Source organism: Algoriphagus sp. AGSA1, from assembly GCF_021390545.1.
In the GTDB taxonomy this organism is placed as follows: Bacteria; Bacteroidota; Bacteroidia; order Cytophagales; family Cyclobacteriaceae; genus Algoriphagus.
The window spans coordinates 1-20,366 of sequence record NZ_JAJUWR010000038.1 but is presented as its reverse complement, the minus strand read 5'-3'; the positions used below and the strand labels follow the sequence as shown (position 1 = coordinate 20,366).

The 20,366-nt window shown below is 42.2% G+C and carries 17 protein-coding genes and 1 pseudogene; 13 read left to right on the top strand and 5 right to left on the bottom strand.

The window, feature by feature from the left end; genetic code table 11:
- Window positions 1-295: 295 nt before the first annotated feature.
- From LZF95_RS22590 to LZF95_RS22575, 4 genes are read left to right on the top strand one after another with little or no spacing between them, the layout of a single operon-like run.
- On the top strand, window positions 296-709 hold the full coding sequence (locus tag LZF95_RS22590) for a hypothetical protein (RefSeq protein WP_233757588.1): 414 nt from the start codon (window positions 296-298) through the stop codon (window positions 707-709).
- A complete protein-coding gene (gene mutL / locus LZF95_RS22585; protein WP_233757586.1) occupies window positions 702-2,549 on the top strand; it encodes a DNA mismatch repair endonuclease MutL in 1,848 nt (615 codons plus the stop codon). Before LZF95_RS22590 ends, mutL begins: the two co-directional genes overlap by 8 nt.
- Window position 2,550: 1 nt before the next feature.
- On the top strand, window positions 2,551-3,342 hold the full coding sequence (locus tag LZF95_RS22580) for a rhomboid family intramembrane serine protease (protein ID WP_233757584.1): 792 nt from the start codon (window positions 2,551-2,553) through the stop codon (window positions 3,340-3,342).
- Between the two features lie 2 nt (window positions 3,343-3,344).
- Window positions 3,345-4,280 carry a rhomboid family intramembrane serine protease gene (locus LZF95_RS22575; protein WP_233757582.1) on the top strand — a complete coding sequence of 312 codons (936 nt, stop codon included), beginning with the start codon at window positions 3,345-3,347 and terminating at the stop codon, window positions 4,278-4,280.
- Between the two features lie 387 nt (window positions 4,281-4,667).
- On the opposite strand, the gene LZF95_RS22570 is transcribed toward LZF95_RS22575, so the two are convergent.
- The 3 genes from LZF95_RS22570 to rlmN form a co-directional block, all read right to left on the bottom strand.
- Window positions 4,668-5,144 carry an outer membrane beta-barrel protein gene (locus LZF95_RS22570; protein ID WP_233757580.1) on the bottom strand — a complete coding sequence of 159 codons (477 nt, stop codon included), beginning with the start codon at window positions 5,142-5,144 and terminating at the stop codon, window positions 4,668-4,670.
- A 59-nt stretch (window positions 5,145-5,203) separates the two neighbouring features.
- On the bottom strand, window positions 5,204-7,861 hold the full coding sequence (locus LZF95_RS22565; RefSeq protein WP_233757578.1) for a TonB-dependent receptor plug domain-containing protein: 2,658 nt from the start codon (window positions 7,859-7,861) through the stop codon (window positions 5,204-5,206).
- 71 nt (window positions 7,862-7,932) lie between these two features.
- The gene (gene rlmN / locus LZF95_RS22560; RefSeq protein ID WP_233757576.1) at window positions 7,933-9,000 is read right to left on the bottom strand and encodes a 23S rRNA (adenine(2503)-C(2))-methyltransferase RlmN; all 1,068 of its coding nucleotides are present in this window, start codon (window positions 8,998-9,000) and stop codon (window positions 7,933-7,935) included.
- Between the two features lie 378 nt (window positions 9,001-9,378).
- Between rlmN and LZF95_RS22555 the strand changes: the two genes are divergently transcribed.
- The 8 genes and pseudogenes from LZF95_RS22555 to LZF95_RS22520 all read left to right on the top strand — a co-directional run bounded on the left by LZF95_RS22555 (window position 9,379) and on the right by LZF95_RS22520 (window position 16,462).
- On the top strand, window positions 9,379-9,570 hold the full coding sequence (locus LZF95_RS22555; RefSeq protein WP_233757575.1) for a hypothetical protein: 192 nt from the start codon (window positions 9,379-9,381) through the stop codon (window positions 9,568-9,570).
- A gap of 68 nt (window positions 9,571-9,638) precedes the next feature.
- Window positions 9,639-10,805, top strand: coding sequence for a DUF4221 family protein (locus tag LZF95_RS22550; RefSeq protein WP_233757574.1), 1,167 nt, complete (start codon window positions 9,639-9,641; stop codon window positions 10,803-10,805).
- Window positions 10,798-11,196 carry a hypothetical protein gene (locus tag LZF95_RS22545; RefSeq protein ID WP_233757573.1) on the top strand — a complete coding sequence of 133 codons (399 nt, stop codon included), beginning with the start codon at window positions 10,798-10,800 and terminating at the stop codon, window positions 11,194-11,196. Before LZF95_RS22550 ends, LZF95_RS22545 begins: the two co-directional genes overlap by 8 nt.
- A gap of 127 nt (window positions 11,197-11,323) precedes the next feature.
- Window positions 11,324-12,211, top strand: a complete 888-nt coding sequence (locus LZF95_RS22540; RefSeq protein ID WP_233757572.1) for a hypothetical protein — start codon at window positions 11,324-11,326, stop codon at window positions 12,209-12,211.
- 173 nt (window positions 12,212-12,384) lie between these two features.
- Window positions 12,385-12,489: pseudogene (locus LZF95_RS27625) on the top strand (Fic family protein); the annotation flags it as partial.
- A gap of 248 nt (window positions 12,490-12,737) precedes the next feature.
- Complete coding sequence (locus LZF95_RS22530) at window positions 12,738-12,947, top strand: hypothetical protein (protein WP_233757571.1); 210 nt, start codon at window positions 12,738-12,740, stop codon at window positions 12,945-12,947.
- Between the two features lie 131 nt (window positions 12,948-13,078).
- Window positions 13,079-14,281 carry a 6-bladed beta-propeller gene (locus LZF95_RS22525; RefSeq protein WP_233757570.1) on the top strand — a complete coding sequence of 401 codons (1,203 nt, stop codon included), beginning with the start codon at window positions 13,079-13,081 and terminating at the stop codon, window positions 14,279-14,281.
- 273 nt (window positions 14,282-14,554) lie between these two features.
- Entirely contained in the window at window positions 14,555-16,462 is a 1,908-nt protein-coding gene (locus LZF95_RS22520) for an ABC-F family ATP-binding cassette domain-containing protein (RefSeq protein ID WP_233757568.1), read from the top strand.
- A gap of 157 nt (window positions 16,463-16,619) precedes the next feature.
- On the opposite strand, the gene rlmF is transcribed toward LZF95_RS22520, so the two are convergent.
- Both rlmF and LZF95_RS22510 read right to left on the bottom strand, forming a co-directional pair.
- On the bottom strand, window positions 16,620-17,573 hold the full coding sequence (gene rlmF / locus LZF95_RS22515; protein ID WP_233757566.1) for a 23S rRNA (adenine(1618)-N(6))-methyltransferase RlmF: 954 nt from the start codon (window positions 17,571-17,573) through the stop codon (window positions 16,620-16,622).
- Between the two features lie 72 nt (window positions 17,574-17,645).
- Entirely contained in the window at window positions 17,646-19,124 is a 1,479-nt protein-coding gene (locus LZF95_RS22510; protein WP_233757564.1) for a M14 family zinc carboxypeptidase, read from the bottom strand.
- A gap of 92 nt (window positions 19,125-19,216) precedes the next feature.
- Between LZF95_RS22510 and LZF95_RS22505 the strand changes: the two genes are divergently transcribed.
- The gene (locus tag LZF95_RS22505) at window positions 19,217-20,230 is read left to right on the top strand and encodes a dipeptide epimerase (protein ID WP_233757562.1); all 1,014 of its coding nucleotides are present in this window, start codon (window positions 19,217-19,219) and stop codon (window positions 20,228-20,230) included.
- The last annotated feature ends 136 nt before the right edge of the window (window positions 20,231-20,366 follow it).

The window sequence follows — 20,366 nt, the reverse complement described above, 5'->3', positions numbered from 1 at the left end:
ATTTACGGACTTGGGAACATATTCAGTTGAAGATAGTCAAAGATACGGTAACAAAAATCCCTAATTCAGGTTAAAAAGGTCATAAATTTGATGTCTGGTAAATTTATAGGAACTAATTCCTCCAATGTGTTTTTACCTTAACGTGAAATGTCAATGAAAAATTACAAGGTTATGAAATTCAGCCTACCTGAAGCAGAGAGGTAAAGAATAACCCTCATAGGGGGTGTTTACCGCCTAGAACTTAATTGACATACACGCAGGAGGTTCCTACTGAGCATACTAAAAAAAACCAAAGATGAAATTCCCTTCCATATTCCGCACCGCAGCCCCTATGAGATTTGATATCAAACCTAGGTATTACGATCCTGTGCGAGAGGAGATCGAACACAGAACTTCACAGATCAAGCGAGACCTAGAGGCTCAGGGACTTCTGGAGAAAACTGATGGGTCTCCGCGTGACATAGGGGCATATGGCGCAGGAATCCGTGGGGCTTTTGCCCAGCATAAGGGAATAAAAGAACGTGAGTCGCCCAATGTGTTTGCTTCCACTGCGATGATCAGAACCTTCATCTTTCTTTTGCTTTTGGGATCTATATTCGGTTATGTGTATTTAGGCCCGGTGATTTTTGAATACATGGCTTATGCTGTAGTTCTAATAAGCGCAGTCTATTTTTTCTTCAGGCTAAAACCCAAGAAGAAATATGAGTGATATTATACAGCTCCTCCCCGATGCGATAGCCAATCAAATTGCAGCGGGAGAGGTAGTTCAACGTCCGGCATCTGCACTGAAAGAACTACTCGAAAATGCAGTAGATGCCGGTGCTTCCCAGATACAGGTGGTGATTAAAGAATCCGGAAAACAACTCATCCAGGTGATTGACAACGGAAAGGGGATGTCCGCAACGGATGCGCGTATGAGTTTTGAACGGCACGCTACCTCCAAAATCAGGAGTTCAAATGACCTGTTTTCCATCCGTACTTTTGGGTTTCGAGGGGAAGCGCTGGCTTCTATCGCAGCAGTTGCCCAGGTGGAACTCAAAACCCGTCAGGCGGATTCTGAACTCGGGACTTTGATCCAAATCGAAGGCTCGGAAGTGAAAAAGCAAGAGCCCTTCGCTGGTAATGTAGGTACCTCAGTGGCCATGAAAAACCTATTTTACAATGTGCCCGCACGTAGGAATTTCCTGAAATCCAATCCTGTGGAAATGCGCCACATCGTGGATGAATTTCAGCGGGTCGCCCTATCCTATTCCCAGATCGGATTTTCGCTCTACCAGCAAGACTTGGAGGTCTATAGCCTGACGCCAGGAAAGCTCAGCCATAGGATTGTGGGGCTTTTTGGCAAAAACTACCAGGGGCAACTTGTACCCTGTGAGGAACTGACCCCACATGTGAATGTCAAAGGCTATATCGGGAAGCCTGAGAATGCCAAGAAAACCCGAGGCGAGCAGTTTTTCTTTGTCAATAACCGCTACATAAAAAGCAGCTATCTGAACCATGCCGTAAGCTCTGCATTTGAGGGCTTATTGCAGTCAGACCAGCATCCTTTTTATGTACTTTTTCTGGAAATAGACCCTTCTCATATAGATATCAATGTGCATCCTACCAAGACTGAAATCAAGTTTGACGATGAGCGTACGATCTATGCAGTCATCCGCTCGGCAGTAAAACAGGCATTGGGGGCGCATCATGTTGTTCCCTCCCTTGATTTTAGCCTGGATGTAAATTTCAACGAAAAATGGGACAAGGATCCAGAGAAAAAGGCACAAGTGGACCGGGAATATAGCTACAAGTCATTCAATACCCCAGAGTTCAGGCAGGCAAGTACCTCCGGCTGGGAGAGGTTATTTGAAGGGGCACAGCAGGGATCCAAAGCCATCGACAGGTCTTCCCCATTGGAGGAAACAGAAGTGTTGACTTTCGAAAGCAAGGCCAAGCCTGATGAGGCTTCCGAATTTATCTCTCATCCTGTACAGGCAGAATCAACGGGAACTACTTTTCAGGTAGAGCATAGCTATGTGGTGGCCCAGATGTCCACGGGCTTCTTGATCATTGATCAGCAGACAGCCCACGAACGAATACTGTACGAACGCTATCTGCGTCAGCTGAAGCTTGCCCAGGGTACTTCCCAACAATGTCTTTTCCCCCCTACGGTCGATCTTGGACAATCGGATTATGCCTTGGTGATGGATATTATGCCAGAACTTCATAGTCTTGGATTTATGGTTTCTGAGTTTGGAAACAATACTGTACTCATCCAGGGAGTGCCTGCAGATCTGCCAGTAAAAAACGAAAAGGAGCTTTTCGAGGGACTCCTGGAGCAATATAAGCATTTTAAAAACGAGCTTTCGCTCGATACCAGAGAAAACCTCGCTCGCTCCTTGGCTAGAAAATCATCCCTGAAAAAGGGGCAAAAACTAAATTCACAAGAAATGGAGACGCTGGTAGGACAGCTTTTTGCCTGTCAAAATCCAAATTATGGATTTGGGGGCAACAAAGCATTCGTGAAATTGGATTTAAGCAGTATTCATTCTTTTTTCGGCAAATAGCATGTTTAGAAACATTACACCGGTAGTACAAAACCTACTGATCATCAACATTGGGCTACTTATCGTGTCCGGTTTTATCTTTCCACAGTTGAACGAATGGTTTGCGCTTTACTATATTCATAGCACTTATTTCAAACCGTTTCAGTTTTTGACCTACATGTTTATGCATGCTGATTTCTGGCATCTGTTCGGCAATATGTTTGGATTGCTGATTTTCGGACCCCTGCTGGAGCAGTTTTTAGGGCCAAAAAAGCTCTTGACACTATGGATGGTTTGTGGTATAGGAGCAGGGATCCTTTATTCAGGATATACGGCATATAGAATGAATAATCTGGAAGCAAAAGTGGCAATGTTCCAGAATAATCCTGATCCGGATGCGTTCAATAAGCTGGTTTTGGAAAATCGGGGATTCTTTAAGCGGTCAGTATTTGACTTTGTTGATGACTATAGCCGAAATCCAGACGACCCTAATTTAATTGCACAGGCTTCTCAGACATTAAATGCCATTCTTGATGCACAGGCAAATATTCCCATGGTCGGTGCATCAGGTGCGCTTTTTGGCGTTTTGATTGCTTTTGCCATGCTTTTCCCGAACACCCAATTGTTTTTGCTGTTTCCGCCGATGCCGGTGAAGGCAAAATATTTGGTGCTTTTCTACAGCCTTTACACCATATATAACGTATTGGTGAATAATCCCCTGGACAATGTCGCACACTTTGCCCACCTCAGCGGCCTGGTGATCGGCGGTGTCTTGGTTTACTTCTGGAAAAAAGACAGAAACACTTTCTATTAATCATGTACGGTAACTTTTGGGAAAACCTTCGGAACGCTTTTAAGCATAGTGACAACAGTCTTTATAAGCTGATTGCAATTAATATTTTGGTGTTTTTTGTGGTGCTGGTCTTTAGGGTTTTTATGACCATAGGAGGATTGGGCAGTGTCTATTCCACCATTCTGTCCTACCTGATGATGCCTGCATCATTGCCAAGATTGGCGGTACAGCCCTGGAGTATTTTTACCTATATGTTCTTACACGAAGGGATATTTCATATTCTCTTCAATATGCTTTTTCTCTATTGGTTTGGACAGCTGATCCACCAGTTTCTAGGTAGCCGCAAGCTGGCTAACCTTTATATCCTTGGTGGTTTGGCCGGAGCGTTATTCTATGTTATCATTTATAATCTGGCGCCGTATTTTAGTCAATCAATAGATAGTTCTTTGATGCTGGGTGCAAGTGCCGGAGTGTTTGCTATCGTAGTCGGTGCGGCCACACTCAGTCCCAATACAACGTTTTTCTTATTGCTCCTAGGTCCGGTAAAGATCAAGTATATAGCGATTTTCTATGTGATCTTGTCCTTTGCGAATTCAGCTGGAGCGAATGCCGGTGGGGAATTGGCACATTTGGGAGGTGCCCTTATTGGCTATTTATACATCATTCAGCTTCGTAAAGGGATAGACTGGGGAATACCTGTGCAGAAAGTCGGGATTTTCTTTGAAGACCTCTTTTCCAGAAGAAAAAGCAAAGTGAAAGTATCCTATCGTAAAGCAAAAACAGGCAGTGGGGGATTTTCTCCGTTCAAAAAGCCCTCAAGATCCACACCTACCCAAGTTGCTTCCGACGAAGCCACCCAAGAGGAAATCGATAAAATCCTTGACAAAATAGCTGATCGGGGCTACGAGGCTTTAGATAAGGAAGAGAAAAGGAAATTGTTTGAGTTTTCAAAAAAATAGGGTTTTGGCCACAAAGAGTACAAAGGAAACGCAAAAGCCACAGTCAAATCCTGATTATTGAATAGTACGAATTGTGAAAGTGGCTAATTGTTTTACCCCATAGAAACATAGAAAAACTTAGGATTAATCTGGCTAGGGGTGTAATCCGGTTTCTGCCTCAATGCTTTCTTTACGTTGTGACTGTTTGGTGAAAAAAGGTTTACCACAAGGTTATAAAGGAGGCAAAGATTAGTGGTCTTTCTTGAGGGAAATCTTTATGCGCAGAAAAGCTATGATCCTATGTGGAAAGATAGCTTAACCATATAGTTGCATAGAGCTTCTGAAATTTTTTCTCCATCTATTTTTCTAGAATCTGAAATCTAATGTCTTTTACGTCTAGCTACTTGCTTACAAGGGAAATGCAAACCCTACCCTGAACCCGACTTCTCTTGGAAGTGGGCTTTGGAATCGAAACTCGGTGCTCAACCCTACTCCATCAGTGATGCGAATATAAGCTCCTACCCCCATGTTTGCCCCCTTGCTATTTCTTCGTGTTCCGACCCCGTCGGGCTGGGTGTTTTGCCAAGTCTGGCTATAGCCTGCCATAAAATAGAGTTGGGAAGGGCCTTCTGATACATAATACCTAAGATCGGCACTGAAATTACTTTCATTCCCTACCTGAGGAAAAACAAACGTGAAACTTGGCATCAAAGCGAATTTGTCCACAAAGAAATATTCTATACCTGCCCCAACCCCAAAATTATGATAGCGCAGACCATAAGTGCCATATCCGTGAAATCTTGCATCACCTTGATCTTGGGACTGTGCTAGTGCCACAAAAGAAAACATGAAGGAGGAGAAAAATATCAATAAAGCCTTTTGCATTGTACTGAGTGTTGGATTTGGACAAGAAATTAGATCGCTTGCGTGAATAAAGCAAATACTTACTCTAATACTCTTACCAATCTTCCTAATCTTCCCGACTCGTCCATTCCTTCCACGATAAGTAAGTGTTTTTTGGCAATATCGGTGTTGTAGTAGGATAGCTTTGCTTTGCCATTTTCATCTGTATTTACTATTGGATCCCAGAATATCGTGGCCCGTTTATCAACTAGAGCATTTTCAGGGGCGGTTGTCTCATATTTCGGGGCATAAAATTCTTTAGGTACGGCATATCCGCCATATCGGGTCACGAGCGTGCCTCCTACACTTACTCCGGTGCCAGCGCCAGATTTAGTATATACGGCGATCACCCCATTTGCTCCCTGAGCTCCAAAAATAGCGGCTTTTGCCGGGTCTTTAAACACATCCACGCTTTGTACCATACTCGGATTGATCTGTAATAGCGTGCTTGCTTCGACTGGCATATTGTCCAATAGGTAAAGCGGATCTGTGCCGGAATTGAGTGAGCCTACTCCTCGTATCAACACCTTTGCGTCCAATCCCGATACGAAAACCTGAACCCCTGCAACCCGGCCTTGTATCAGTTGGAAAACGTTTGTAAATGCCACAGACCCCGGGATTTTTTCTGGATCAATGGTGACATCTCCAGCACCATAGATTTTTCTAATCTCCTCATCTTCCTTTTCCAGAGTCTTTCCCTGCACTGTCACTCCTTCAAGATCCATGATATCCTTGTCTTCATTCATCTGCTTCATCAGCCCCCTTTCCTCATAGGTTGCTATCAGTTCTTTCGGCCAGACGATTTTATCGTTATAGTCACCGGGTAGCTCAGCGAAGACGGCATCTGGACGGATTATCTCCACATCTACAAAGTTTCTCTGACGGTTATCCTCTGCGGTAATGGTCACCTGTGCAGAATCAAGATAGTCCAGATCCCGGAATATAAAGCGTCCATTTGGCCCAAATTCGCTGGAAACAATTTCGACTCCCTCACCGACCATGGCCGTCACTTTTCCCCCTGACAAACCTTTTTTGCTATCTGCTTGATCTATTATCTGCCCTTCTATATTTATTCCCCTTTCTATGAATTGTGTTAATTTCGGAAAATCCGATTCAAGTACCTCTCCCCAGCTAAACCTCCTCCATCCATGGGTGAGCATCACCAAATCAAGGTCTTCAGATGCTGGATTTTGAAAATAGTACCCAGGTTGGAAAATGGCCCCGCTAAGGTCTGAGGTGAGTAAAAGGGAGGAGAAAATACTCCCAACAGCCAAGGATTCATCCTGAACTTGGTCTGCATCCACTACAGACACTGAGAAGGAACCCGGAGCCACTTGATCACCGAAAGTACTTTCTATGTTTAGGCTCACTTTGACTCTGGAAGAAAGAGAACCTTCCTCACTTACATCAAGGCTTAAAATTTCCGTGGGCTCTATAAATAGCAAACGCTCCAAGAGAGGCATGCCAGAGCTACTCAGTACAGTGATCTGATTTATTCCACCGATCAGGTTTTCCTTTGGAATCCTTACTCCCCACACCCCGTTCTTTAATTCTCCATGGATCATATAATTGATCAAGCCCCGGGTCTGGGACACGAGTAAAAGTGAATTTGGCTCATAATCCCCTTGGATAAATGCAGTCACATAGCTTGCAGCAGGATTGTTCATCACCTGTAGAGCCAGGCCTTTCTCGTCTGCTTTGGGAAGAGAGACTACCTTCTCTTGACCCTGGGACGAGATTTTTGCAGTATAGTCAGTTTGGTCGGGGGTGATCTCAAATTTGCCCAACCCCGCAAAATTACTCTCAAAGCGAATCTCTGTTCCTTCTATTTCTCCCTTTATATCGGCTGGATTCCCGTCCGGGAAAACAGCCCGGAAAGCCATTTGGGATTTTTTGCCCACTACCCAATGTCCCCCCTCTGGTAGAAACTGTATATCGGCAAGGTTCAGGCTGTAAGGTAACTTGATCTTTTGGGTAACTGGATAATCCTCTTTTTCAAAATACGTAAGTTCCAGATGCTGGCTCGAATAGGCTTTTTCTGGTATGGAGAAGGTAAAGTTGACCAGTCCCTGATCGTTTAGGTTCAGGGTTTGGGTGTAGAGCTCAGCTTTATCGCCTACTGCTTTGATTTCTATACCTTTACCATTGAGCGGATCCCCCTTACTGTCAATTGCGGTGAGGGTGGCTTTATAAGAGATTTTATTCCCAGAAGATAAGATCTCATGGAATTCTACTTTTGGCAAAAACGAGCCGCCAGCCCCATCTACCACCGAAACGCTGCCGGTGTAAAAATACTCCTCACCGAAATTTCTCATCCAAGACGTATATGCTTTGATTCTATAGTTTCCGGCTTTACCAAATTGGGGGAGCTGAAAATCACCTCTTCCCCGTCCGTTTTCCAGTCGGATGATTTTTTGGGTCAATAGAAGTCCATCACCATCAAAAAGATCCACATACAAGGCGGTACTGAGCGGAGAAGGAATCTGTGTGGATCCGGCAACCAAAAATGCACTGAACCAGATGTCCTCCCCTAGTGTATAAGTGTATTTATCGAGGTGTAAATAGGCCTTTTCTACTGGGTATTCTTTCTGATACGTGTCAAAATAGTTCTGAATTTGGGATGGTAATTCATCTTGTGAAAAAGTTGAATTAGACCAAAGTAAAGCCGTCAAGAATGTGAGGGAGAGCAGTATCTTCATAACAAAATAGCTTTAGACTAAAAGATATTACAATTAAACTAAAGGCTGTTCGATATGCAAGTGAAAAAACCTTAATCTGTATTCAGCTCTGCCACTTCATTTTTGTTTGCCAACTGTCCACAGGCAGCATCTATATCCTGGCCTCGGGATTTTCTGACTTTGGCGATGATACCCTGGGATTCCAAGATCCGCACGTACATGTCCACGGCTTCCTGCTTCGCCTGACGGAATTCTCCCTCGTCGATTGGGTTGTACTGGATCAGATTGACTTTGGATGGGATGATCTTGCAGAATTTTGCCAACGCCCTTGCGTGTCGCTCATCGTCATTGATTCCTTCCCAGATCACATATTCATACGTGACTTTACGCTTGGTCTTCTCATACCAGTATTTCAGGGACTCGCCCAATTCCTCTACGGGATTGCTGTCATTGATCGGCATCAGGCGGGAGCGGGTTTCATTGATCGCTGAGTGTAGGGATACGGCCAGATTGAATCGGACTTCATCATCGGCAAGCTTGCGGATCATTTTGGTCACTCCTACTGTAGATACGGTGATTCTCCTTGGAGCCATGCCCAGTCCTTCCGGTGAGGTGATTTTCTCTATGGCCTCCAGGACATTCGCATAGTTCAGTAGCGGCTCGCCCATACCCATAAACACGATATTCGTCAAAGGTCGCTGGAAGTACGTTTCCGCTTCATCCTTGATGGCTACGACCTGATCATAGATTTCATCAGGATTCAGATTCCGCATGCGTTTCAACCGTGCTGTGGCACAGAAATTACAGTCTAGGCTGCAGCCTACCTGCGAGGAAACACAGGCAGTAATCCGCTTAGTCGTAGGGATCAATACAGATTCCACGATTTTGTTGTCATAGAGCTTTACCGCATTCTTGATCGTTCCGTCAATAGAATGCTGCATCAGATCCACCAGAATATGGTTGATCTCAAAATGAGCTTTGAGCATTTCCCGAGTGCTCAGCGAGATATTGCTCATCTCATCGAAGTTCTTCAGAGATTTGTTCCAGAGCCATTCATACACCTGCTTGGCGCGGAATTTCTTTTCCCCATGCGCCAAAAAGAATTCTTCCAACTGTGCCAGGGATAGCTTACGGATGTCTTTTTTCTGAATTGCTTCCATGATGCAAAGGTAAGAATTTTCAGAGTAGCAAGTAGCTAGAGAAAAGTACCAAGATCGAGAAGCCAAGAACCTACAAGCAAGAACTTCCAGTTCTCTTAAGAGAAGAAAATCTGGGGAAATCCCACTTGGTTAATTTCAAATAAACCTGGTAATAATCATAAAGTGTCCGATTTTGCATACCCTGTACAAGGCATTTTTAGTTAAGTGACGATTTTTTCGTTTTAAAAATTTGGATTGTAATAATAATAATAATAATAATAATAATAATAATAATAATAATAATAATAATAATAATAATAATAATATGTTACGACTAGCTAGTCAGTCGGTTAGCCACTCTTGTCCAAGAGGTAGTTCAAAAATTAAAATTTTAAAACCATGAAAAAAGTAATTTTAGGAATTGGGTTGTTTGCACTCACTTTTATCAGTGTGATACCTGCAAATGCAATATGTAGAAATCCAGATGGAAGTATCAAAGTTATCGATGGAAATGTTTATTCAGGGGACAATTTCGATGGATCCTGCTCTGACTGTGATTACGACTGTGAAAGACCAATTATCATGCAATAAAGTTGTTCTGCTCCAATATTCACTGTGAATAGCGGAGCAGATTTTTTGATCATTCTTACCAATCTACAATGACACGATTTCTTGGAAGCATTACCTTTATTGTTCTAACATTCATATTAACATCTGCTTGTAGCAAAAGAGAGGAGCTACTAGTTGAAGAAATTGAAAAATATAGAGAAGGGGAAATCAACCTAGCGTTAGATGATTCGACCTCACTTGATTTTCTACGAACTTCCTATTTAGGCAAGGGTGATAAAGAATATCTCTATCACCATAACGAATTTAAAAAAAACATCCAAGTTTACGATCTGGAAAGGGGATTGATAGATCATGAAATCAGCTATCCCCATATAGAACCCCTAGGGATCAAAATGGTACAGGGAATCACAGTTGTTAGCGCGGATTCTATCTTTCTCTTTCCTTCACTATTCATTAGAGGCTCCCTGTTGATAAACAATCAAGGCGAAATTATTAGTAGATATCTGCCGCCTAAAACCCCTAAGCGAGAGGAATCTATTGTTAACCATTCCTCCTTTGGAAGCATGCCGACTCTACTTCTGAACAGGGAATTACGTTTTATTCAACTTCCGCTTTTTGAAATAAGCAATCCTGCCAATATCAATGATAAATTCCGGTTTGAAGTCACCTATAGTATAGATTCAAATTCCACCTCAGAGATTCCAGAATCTGCATTCCCGGAATTCTATCACAACAAAATATGGGCAGGTCACGATATACAACTGTCTAGGACCATCAATAAAAAAAATCAGATTATTTATTCTTGGAAATACCTAGATTCCCTCACCGTCGTAGCTGATGGACAATCAAAAAGCGTCTATGCGAAGAGTGATTATATCACGAAGGAAGCGGTGCCTTTTTCCATGATTCCAAGCTCGGATCAAAAAACAAAGTATGTCATAGAAAACACTAAGTACTACGGGATATACTACGATGAATTTCGCGATGTGTATTATCGCACCGTCCAGCTACCTGGGAAATATGATATCAATGAAATCCCTAAAGAAATGGATGCATTGCGGGACTTCTCTGTAATCGTATTGGACAGTACGTTTAATAAAATCAACGAGGTGCGTTTCCCAGGTGGGATATACAACATCTACCGGGCATTTGTCGGAAAGCGGGGATTCTATCTTCCCAAAAACAACATAATGAATCCCGATCTAAAAGAAGACATACTCTCTATTGATATCTTTGACTTCACAGCCCATGAATAGATTGCTTATATTTTTAGTCGCCCTTTTGCTTGGATGTACCAGGCAAGCCAAAGAATTTGAAGACTACAGTGAGAAGATCGGATTTGATCCAAGCAAGCCTACCCTATTGATAAGTCTCGAAAATTGCAGTTACTGCTTTACAGAATACCAGGAAACAGTCAAAGAAATAGACAAGCAACTATTCAATCTGGTCATCATCTCGTCCCAAATAAAAAAGGCCTCCTTGCTTGCATCACCTGACAATGAATCCGTATTTGTAGATAGTGAAAAATATGCAATCAAAAAGGGACTGATAAAATCCCTGCCCGTTATTCTACTTCCAGACGGAGAGAAAATAGAAATCTTTTCCCCCGCTCAATTACTGGAATACACCAACAATTATGTCCTTTAACTCTCCCTTTGCCTCTTATGCATTACTGTTCCTGCTATTGATAAGCTGCTCAGTACCATCTTCAAATGAAACTAGAGTCAATTCAGACTTCGTTGTGAAGCTAAGCCCTTTTGCAAAAGTTAGAGATATGGAAATAAGCGATGACAAGATTTTTCTTTTTACTTCTAAACAAGAATTACTTATCTACTCCATGGTCGGTGAAACTATTCTTGATACCGTTTTGCTACAACCAAAACTTTACCCGGATGGCCAAGTAGAAGCCTATTTAAACAATAGTCTTCATTCAATTTTTCACTTCAAGAATACTATTTACTCTTTGGGTTCTAACCCGAGTGATATTTATAAATTTGATCTGCAGAACCGTGAAATCTCAAGGCAGCGCATCAAACTCGGAGAACGTGGGTTGCATGACATACTCAGTACTTCCAATGACCACATGATTGTTAGCTTCCTAGATCCCCCCAGAAATACAGTTCATTTGTTTTCGGTGGATTTCCCAAATTTGAAACCTAGAAAACTAGCTCAAGTAACACCTACCGCGGGCAAAAACACGTTTGCAACCTTCGAATTCCGAGACAGCCTTTATTTATTGGAGACGTTGAAAGAAGGGCTTTGGAGTATTAAGGATGAAAAAGTTTCATTAGTACAGGAGAACTTTTTCCTAGATTCCATTTTACACAAAGGAGAGTTGAAGGGAGTTAGAGAACTCAGTGAGTATACCGGATTGGCACCTTGGCTGCGGAATCAACATCATCCTGATATACTTATCTCTGTACTTCAAATCAAAGAAGATCTCGCCTATTTTTTAGTGAAAAAACTGAATAGAACAGAACCCAAAGCGCCAGAATTTGATCTCATCCTATATAGACTTTCTGGGAAAGACTTGGAGAGTAAACATTTGGAGGGTTTTCAATTTGCAAAACTGGACACAGAGACAAAGACATTTTTAGGATTTACTTATGAAAACTGGGCTATAGCTATCTCAAACTTGGATAGTTTGGTTGGCAGTAATTGATGGGTCTTTACTTTATAAAATTGATCAAACTTTCAAAATTGAACTCTTTGCTCCTCGAAAAGGGCTAGTAGTTTTCAGCTCAAAAAAGTATAAAAGCCATAAAATACGGCTCATTTCATGTTAGTTTTGAGCCGTATTTTTGTATATTTTGAGCCAAATCTACAGTTAATGAAAAGGCGTTTTTATGCCTAATTCTAATCTCCTACATTCAGCCATTTGCTGATGATGGAAATAAGAGAACTTCCCGAGTCCTATCCAACGTATTTTTGATTCGATAAAAAGAACTCCCATAATCACTTGAGAGAAAAACCCTGCTGGATTAGTTTTAAAAGATTCTGGTAATAATCATAAAGTGTCCGATTTTGCATGCCCTATACAAGGTGTTTTTAGGGAACTGACGATTTTTTCGTTTTAAAGATTTGGATTGCAATAATAATAATAATAATAATATGTTGCGACTAGCTAATCAGTCGGTTAGCCGCTCTTGGCCAAGGGGTAAATATTTTAACCACAAATTTTAACGATTATGAAAAAAGTAATTTTAGGTTTAGGAATCATTGGTATGATGACTTTATCGATCACACCGATTACACCGACTCAAGCTAGTGGAAGTTATTGGATAGAGAATATTGAATGCACTGGGGGAGGGAGTGTATATCGCTGTAGATTTGATGGGTCTGAAACCTGCAATGTATCCGGTCAAAAGCATTGTGATGAAGTTGGAGGGATCGGTTAATTAACTATAAAGCTGTCTCGAAAATTGGGACAGCCTTTACTTTATTTCTAGATGTTGTTGAATTAATATTTGTATAAGCTACTCTTAGAGTATTCATTTAAGTAGTGACACAACCTGGTTGAAACTAAATCATGGTAAAACTTAAGATATTTTGCGTCCTTATTCTCTATACGTTTTCATCCTGTACGCATTCGGATAAAAAGGTCAATGTAAATGAGAGCGATGTGAAAATTGATTTGGAGAATTCCAAACAGCAGAAGTTATCAAGTATTTTCAATGAAATCAGCTACACTCTCCTAAGAAGTGATGAGAAAGTTCCGTTGGTGGAACCCTACCAAATTATTATAAAGGACAAGTTCATTTACGTCCACGATTATTTTAATAGTAATATCCACAGGTTTGATAGAGAGGGAAATGTTGATTTCATCTATAAAGCAAAAGGTCAAGGGCCTGCTGAGTACCAGCAGCTTGATTTTTTTCAGGTGAGGGAAGATTCTCTTCTGATTTTAGATAGAAGTTTGAGAAAGATTATTGTATATGATTCGAAGCAGTTGCTTATAGAAGAAGAAAAAATCCCAAAGAATGCTTCTCAGTTTACCGAAAAAGATGGTAAAACTTTATTCTTCATGAACAACATTAAGGATAGGTCAGATTATAATTTTCTTTTGTTTGAAGGTGCCACACTGCTTGGAGAGTTTGTGAAAATCAAACAGGATTTTGAAAAATTCCAATTTGGTGGCCGAAATGGGTTCATTTCCGGGTTCGATAACGAAATTATATTTACCCTCCCTTACTCTAGGCAAGTTATATTTTTTGATGGAGAGTTAAATTTTAAACAAGTGTTGAAATTTGATTTGGGCTCATGGGGTGTAAATGAATTGGATTTTATCAGATTAAACAGTGTTGACAGAGAAACTTATCAAAAATTCATCCGCGAAAATCAGCTTGTAGAGAATATTTCAATGTTTACCCCATTAGGAGATTTTTATTTTATGTCTTTATATCAATACAGCCAGGGTATACATTTTATCTTATTAGACAGAGAATTCAATATAGTATCGCAGATATCCAATTTTGAAAATGATATAGATGAAATGCGAATTAGAAATATACCTTGGACATTTGATAAGGAGTGTATTGTTTTTAGCATCAACTCCATTGATTTCTACAACGACTATGTCAAAAAATTTACCGGCAAACAGGTGGAAATCGAAACTGGGAATATCCATGATTTTTTTCAAGCTAATAAAGAGGAGTTGATGAATGATCAAACGGTGTTGGTCTCATTGAAGCTTCGAAATGACCTTTCTTCTGTTTCTAAAGTGTACAGGTAAGACTTTCTAGGACAATGATAGGTGGGTAAGTTTGCCCTCAAGAGCAGTCAGAATCGGAATGTATAGCCCCTAATTCATGGGATTAAGCAGGGGGATTTTGCTCGAATAAATAGAATCTCCCGTAAATACAGTACATGTTGTTTGACATTTTGAGCGGTATTTATATGCAAAATGAGTGGATTCAATCATACAAATCGCTTACTCAATTGCCGGTTAAAAGAGCATGATTTAAATTAACGCATTTATCCCCCACCTTTTCCGTACTTTTGCGGCATGAATTACCTTTCGGTCGAAAACCTCAGCAAAGCGTTCGGTGAGCGCAAGCTTTTTTCCAATATTTCCTTTGGCATCTCTCAAGGCCAGAAAATCGCCCTCGTCGGCATCAATGGTGCGGGTAAATCCACGCTGATGAAAATCATCATGGGTCTGGAGATCCCTGACACAGGCCAAGTCGGAGTTAACCAGCAGGTAAAAGTGGCTTATGTTCACCAAAACCCTGTTTTTGAAGGCAAGATGAGCATATACCAGACCATCTTTGACCAAAGTAATTCTGAAGTGCTGAAGGTGATTGAGGACTATCACAAAGCCATGCTGGATTCTGAGCGGGGCATTGATAACTCTGATAAAATGTCCATTTTATTTGAAAAAATGGATGCCTTTCAAGCCTGGGATTTTGAATATCAGGTGAAGGAAGTGCTGGGCAAACTAGGTCTTCATGATACCGATCTCCCGGTGGGTACTCTTTCCGGAGGTCAGCGTAAGCGGGTTGCCTTGGCAAAAGCCATCTTGGAAAAACCTGATCTTTTGCTGCTCGATGAGCCTACCAACCATCTTGATCTAGAAACCATAGAATGGCTGGAAGACTACCTGGCCAAAGCCAATCTGGCACTTTTCATGGTGACTCACGACCGATATTTCCTGGAGAAAGTAACCAATGAAATCCTCGAACTGGATCAGGGAAAAGTGCATCGCTACTTAGGAAACTATGGCTACTTCTTGAACAAAAAGGAAGAGCGCATGGAGATTGAGGATATAGAACTCGAAAAAGCCAAAAGCCTTTATAAAAAAGAACTTGACTGGATCCGCCGTCAGCCTAAAGCGAGAAGCACCAAAGCAAAATACCGTGTTGATGCTTTCGAAGAAACCAAAGAGAAGGCTTCCCAAAAACGTGAAGAACGTGATATACAGTTGACAGTGACGACGCAGCGGCTTGGGAATAAGATCATAGAGATTGAGAAAATGAACAAGGCCTTTGGCGACAAGGCCATCGTCAATGATTTTTCTTACACGTTTAAAAAGAAAGACCGAATCGGGATAGTAGGGCCAAACGGTGCCGGGAAGACAACCTTCCTCAATATGATCACCGGGCAACTGGCTCCCGATTCTGGGACAGTTTCCATCGGTCAGACCACGGCCTTTGGGTATTACAGACAGGAGGAAGGAAGTTTTGATGAGGAAAAGCGGCTGATCGACATCGTGAAGGAAGTAGCTGAAGTGGTGACCATAGCCGGGGGAGCTACGATTACGGTTTCCCAGTTTTTGACCCAGTTTGGTTTCCCTCCCAAGCAGCAACATACCCCAATCGCCAAACTCAGCGGCGGAGAGCGTAGAAGACTCCAACTGCTGATGGTTTTGATCAAGAATCCTAATTTCCTGATTCTCGATGAGCCTACCAATGATCTGGATCTGATGACCTTAAATACACTGGAGGAGTTTTTGGACACTTTTCCGGGGTGTTTGATCATTGTTTCCCACGATAGGTACTTCATGGATCGCTTGGTGGAACATTTGTTTGTGTTTGAAGGAGAAGGCGAAATCTCTGATTTCCCGGGGAATTATTCTGAGTTCCGTGAGGTAGAAAAGAGCCAAGAACCCAAGGCCAAGATTCAAGAACCAAGAACCCAGAGCCAAGAAGAAAAGAATCAAGAGGCTGAAGTGAAAGATCCGGCTCCTGTAAAAATAAAGGCTTCCTTTAAGCAAAAACAGGAGTTTAAAGAGGTGAATGCTTCAATAGCTAAACTGGAAAAAGAGAAAGCTTCCATTACCGAAAAAATATCGGCGGGCATCGACGACCATGAGGAACTGATCAAGCAGTCCAACCGCATCGGAGAAATCGATGCTGAGCTGGAAGATTTGGAATTGACTTGGCTGGAGCTGAGTGAGCTGGAGGGGATAGAGTAGTTCGGGTTTTAGACTCCATTTCGGACGACGAGCAGTGAAGCAGTCTCCTATTGAGAAATAGACTATTTCATCGTTCATCATCCCAGATTTATGGCTCTTCTGTGTACCAAAGTCTTTTACCCAAACTTTGTCACTGTTTCTGCCACAAACAGGGAAATCAATGACCCCAGCGTTTTTTCCTCCAGTTTTCCTGTTGTTCGGGATTCAGAAATGTCCAGGCAATAAACCGCGTTTTCTTATTTCCGTGGGTCATTTGTATGACTCTCCGATCATATACATTTGCTTTTTTCAAGGCAAGGGCCAGCTCCTTCAGATGTTCTTCTTTGGACACCAGTGAGGTAAACCAAAAGCAGTTGAACCTAAAAAACTTGCTTTCAAGTATCATTTTTCGGATAAAAGTAAGTTCTCCTCCAGTACTCCAGAGTTCATTACTCTGCCCCCCAAAATTCAGGGTAATTTTCTTCCCTACTTTTCCTTTCAGATTTTTGACTTTCCTGGTGCTGCCTGCCACAGCTGCTTCCTGAGATTCATGAAATGGGGGATTGCAAATGACGAGGTCAAACACATCGTCCGATTTGATGATCCCGGATAGGATTTCCTTGGGGTTTTCCTGAAGCCGCAGGGAAACCTTTCCCCGAAACTGAGGATTTGCATAGAGATTATCTTGGGCAGCATCGAGCGCCTTAGCATCTATTTCTGACCCTACATAGCTCCAGCCATAAATAGAATTACCCAGCAGAGGATAAATACAGTTTGCCCCCGTTCCTATATCCAGTACATGAATGCGCTCACCGGCTGGCAGGTTGTGGTCATTACTCTCAGTAAGTAAATCAGCCAAATAATGTAGGTAATCCGCTCTTCCGGGTATAGGTGGACAGAGATATCCAGCAGGAATATCCCACTCCGTAATCTGATAATGATGCTTTAGCAATGCCCGGTTGAGTTCTATGACAGCCTTAGGGTCTGCGAAATCAATGCTGAGATCGCCGTACTTATTTTCTGAAACAAATTCGCCAAGCTCGGGCTGAGATGCCATTAAGCTTGGGAAATCGTAGCGCTCCCGATGAAGATTTCGGGGATGGAGAGATGTTTTTGTAGCATTATCGCTCATTTTACAAATTTAGTGAATTCAGAATGGAAGGGACGGATTCTAAGAAGTATAGACCTTTTGGGAACCGGTCTTTCAATGCACCCTCTGCTTAAACACCTGATCTTTTGGATTTCCCAAATCAATCAGGTAGCCGTTGACCACTGCATATTTCCTGACGCCCTCTTGTTCTAAGAAGAAATTTGTGGGTTCTCCGGTTTTCCAACCTGATGGATATGTTTCCGTACTTCCCAGTACCAAAATCGGAAGACCATGTAAGTCTCCCTTAGTCTCCTTTTTAACTTTTACCGCCAGATATCCTTCTTTGAGCAATTCCATCGCTTTTGCCTCACCTATAGCTGCTATAGAATCAAAGACTTGCTCATAGACCTTGCCCTCTGCATACTTCAACTCGGTCGCATTGATCTCCTCTAATCCAAAATATACCTGCAAGTCTCCAAGATCATCCACAGACGCTGACGTGTAGTAGCTAGCCCCTGCGGTAATTTCCCGTCTTCGAATTCCCAGATCCACGGGGTAATATTTACCATTTACTGGAACTTGGATCTCATTGATAAGCAAATCCACCAATTGCAGGTCATTATCAGGAATCGAAAAATATTCCGTTGTGGTATATTGCTCATAGCTTCGGGTGGCGATTTGCTCCAACGCATTTAAGATTATCATGAAATTCAGCTGTCGGATGTATTGCTTTTCAGGATCGTCTGGATACCCTCCAGACTCGATCAGAATTGTACTTGTCCCCCATTTGGTGATGTTATCCCCGAATGCCCGTGGTTCGAATGCGTCGTCATATCTACCCACATGACCAGGAACCACCTCCTGCAAAATCCTATTCATTCCCACAATGGTTTGCATAGCTTTAGTCCGTACCGCGTTTACCTCAGTGGCATAGTTATATGCGGGGGCCAGCACGGAAATGGTCGCTTGCTTGGGTGTACCTGAAGCATTGTAGTAAGTCTGCTGGTCGTGAAGGTTAAATCCGAATTCCGGCTCAAAGTCATCTCTCGCTTTCTTCAATATCACAGCCTCCGGGGAAATCTGGGAAATCGCGTCCCTATTCAAATCTATGTCAAGCGCATTTCTTCGCTTAAAGGTCTCCGCTCCATCGGGATTGAGCATGGGAATAAATTTGAGATTAAGGTTCGACCGAAGAAGGCTTCTCAACCCATCAAATTCATCACCGTTACCCTCCAGGAAATTAAACAGGTCAAAAAGCGCCATGGTCGCGGTGCTTTCATTGCCATGCATCTGTGACCAAAGCATCACCTTCCTTTTGCCATCACCCCAGTCCAAACTGTATATACTTCTTCCTTCCACGGATTCTCCCAGTTGTCTTATCCCAAATTCATCCGAATGCTGATCAATAAGCGGAAGCAAATCCGCATGCTTAAATCTGCGATGGGTGATAGCGTGCTCCTTGGATTTTATGAAAGCAGACTCCAACACTGCGCTAGAGGAAGCATGAGTCGAAGTCTGAGTAGTTTTGCAGCTAAGTAAAATTACTGAAAACAGCAAAAACAAGCTGAGAGGTAAAGAAGTTTGAATTTTCATATTGTTATCTTTATGACTGCAAACAATATAAAGCTAAGCATTATAGAAGCAAAAATCTCGTTATTTTTGCTTGAAAATGAATTTTAACTTGCATGAATTTATCCTATCTAGTCGAAGATCTTCCTCTTAAGCATACATTCACTATCGCACACCAAAGCCGGGATGTGCAAGATACTCTTATAGTAAAACTGCAAGATGGCGCATTATATGGTTTGGGGGAATCCACTACAAATCCATTTTATGGTATGACCATTACAAATATGTCGGAGTGCTTGGAAAGATTCAGGCCTGTAGTGGAAAAAGCCAAATGGGAAACACCTGCGGAGCTTTGGGATCTCGGCAAGGAAATTTTCAAAGAGAATCCTTTTGCCCAGTGTGCAGTGGATATGGCTGCCTGGGATCTATATGCCAAAAAGTGTGGGTTAAAACTCTACGAGCTTCTAAAACTGGATCCGGCTGACATTCCCACCACTAATTTTACCATAGGTATAGATACTGTGGAGAAGATGGTGTCCAAGATGAAGGAAGTACACTGGCCTATTTATAAAATAAAACTGGGGACTTCGGATGATTTGGACATTATCCGTGAGCTCAGAAAACATACGGATTCGGTTTTTAGAATCGATGCAAACTGCGCCTGGACAGCCGATCAAGCCATCTCCTATTCCAGAGAGCTGGAGAAACTTGGGGTTGAATTTATGGAACAGCCTCTGGCCAAAGATGATCTGGACGGGATGAAGGAAGTGTTTAAGCACTCAATACTTCCTGTAATTGCCGATGAAAGCTGCATAGTAGAGTCGGATGTGAAAAAATGCAAGGGTTTGTTTCACGGAATCAATGTGAAGCTGGTCAAAGCAGGAGGGATCACCCCGGGATTAAGAATGCTCCGAGAAGCAAGATCCTATGGAATGAAAACGATGGTGGGCTGTATGACAGAATCATCAGTGGGCATCACGGCCATTGCCCATATTGCTCCGCTGTTGGATTTTGTAGATATGGATGGCGCTATGTTATTATCCAAAGACCCCGCTGAAGGAGTGGTCATCACCCCAGAAAAAGTCATTTTCCCGGAAAGAAACGGAATTGGAGCAAGGATGGTTGATTAAGACAGAACCAAAGTGATAGTACCTGAATAAAGTTGTCACAATTTGTTGTTGTTCACAACTCCAATGAGGATGAAAAATGATTATCAAATTAAGCAAAAGCGTTCCTTTAGTGAAGGGTTACGCAAACAGATTGTGG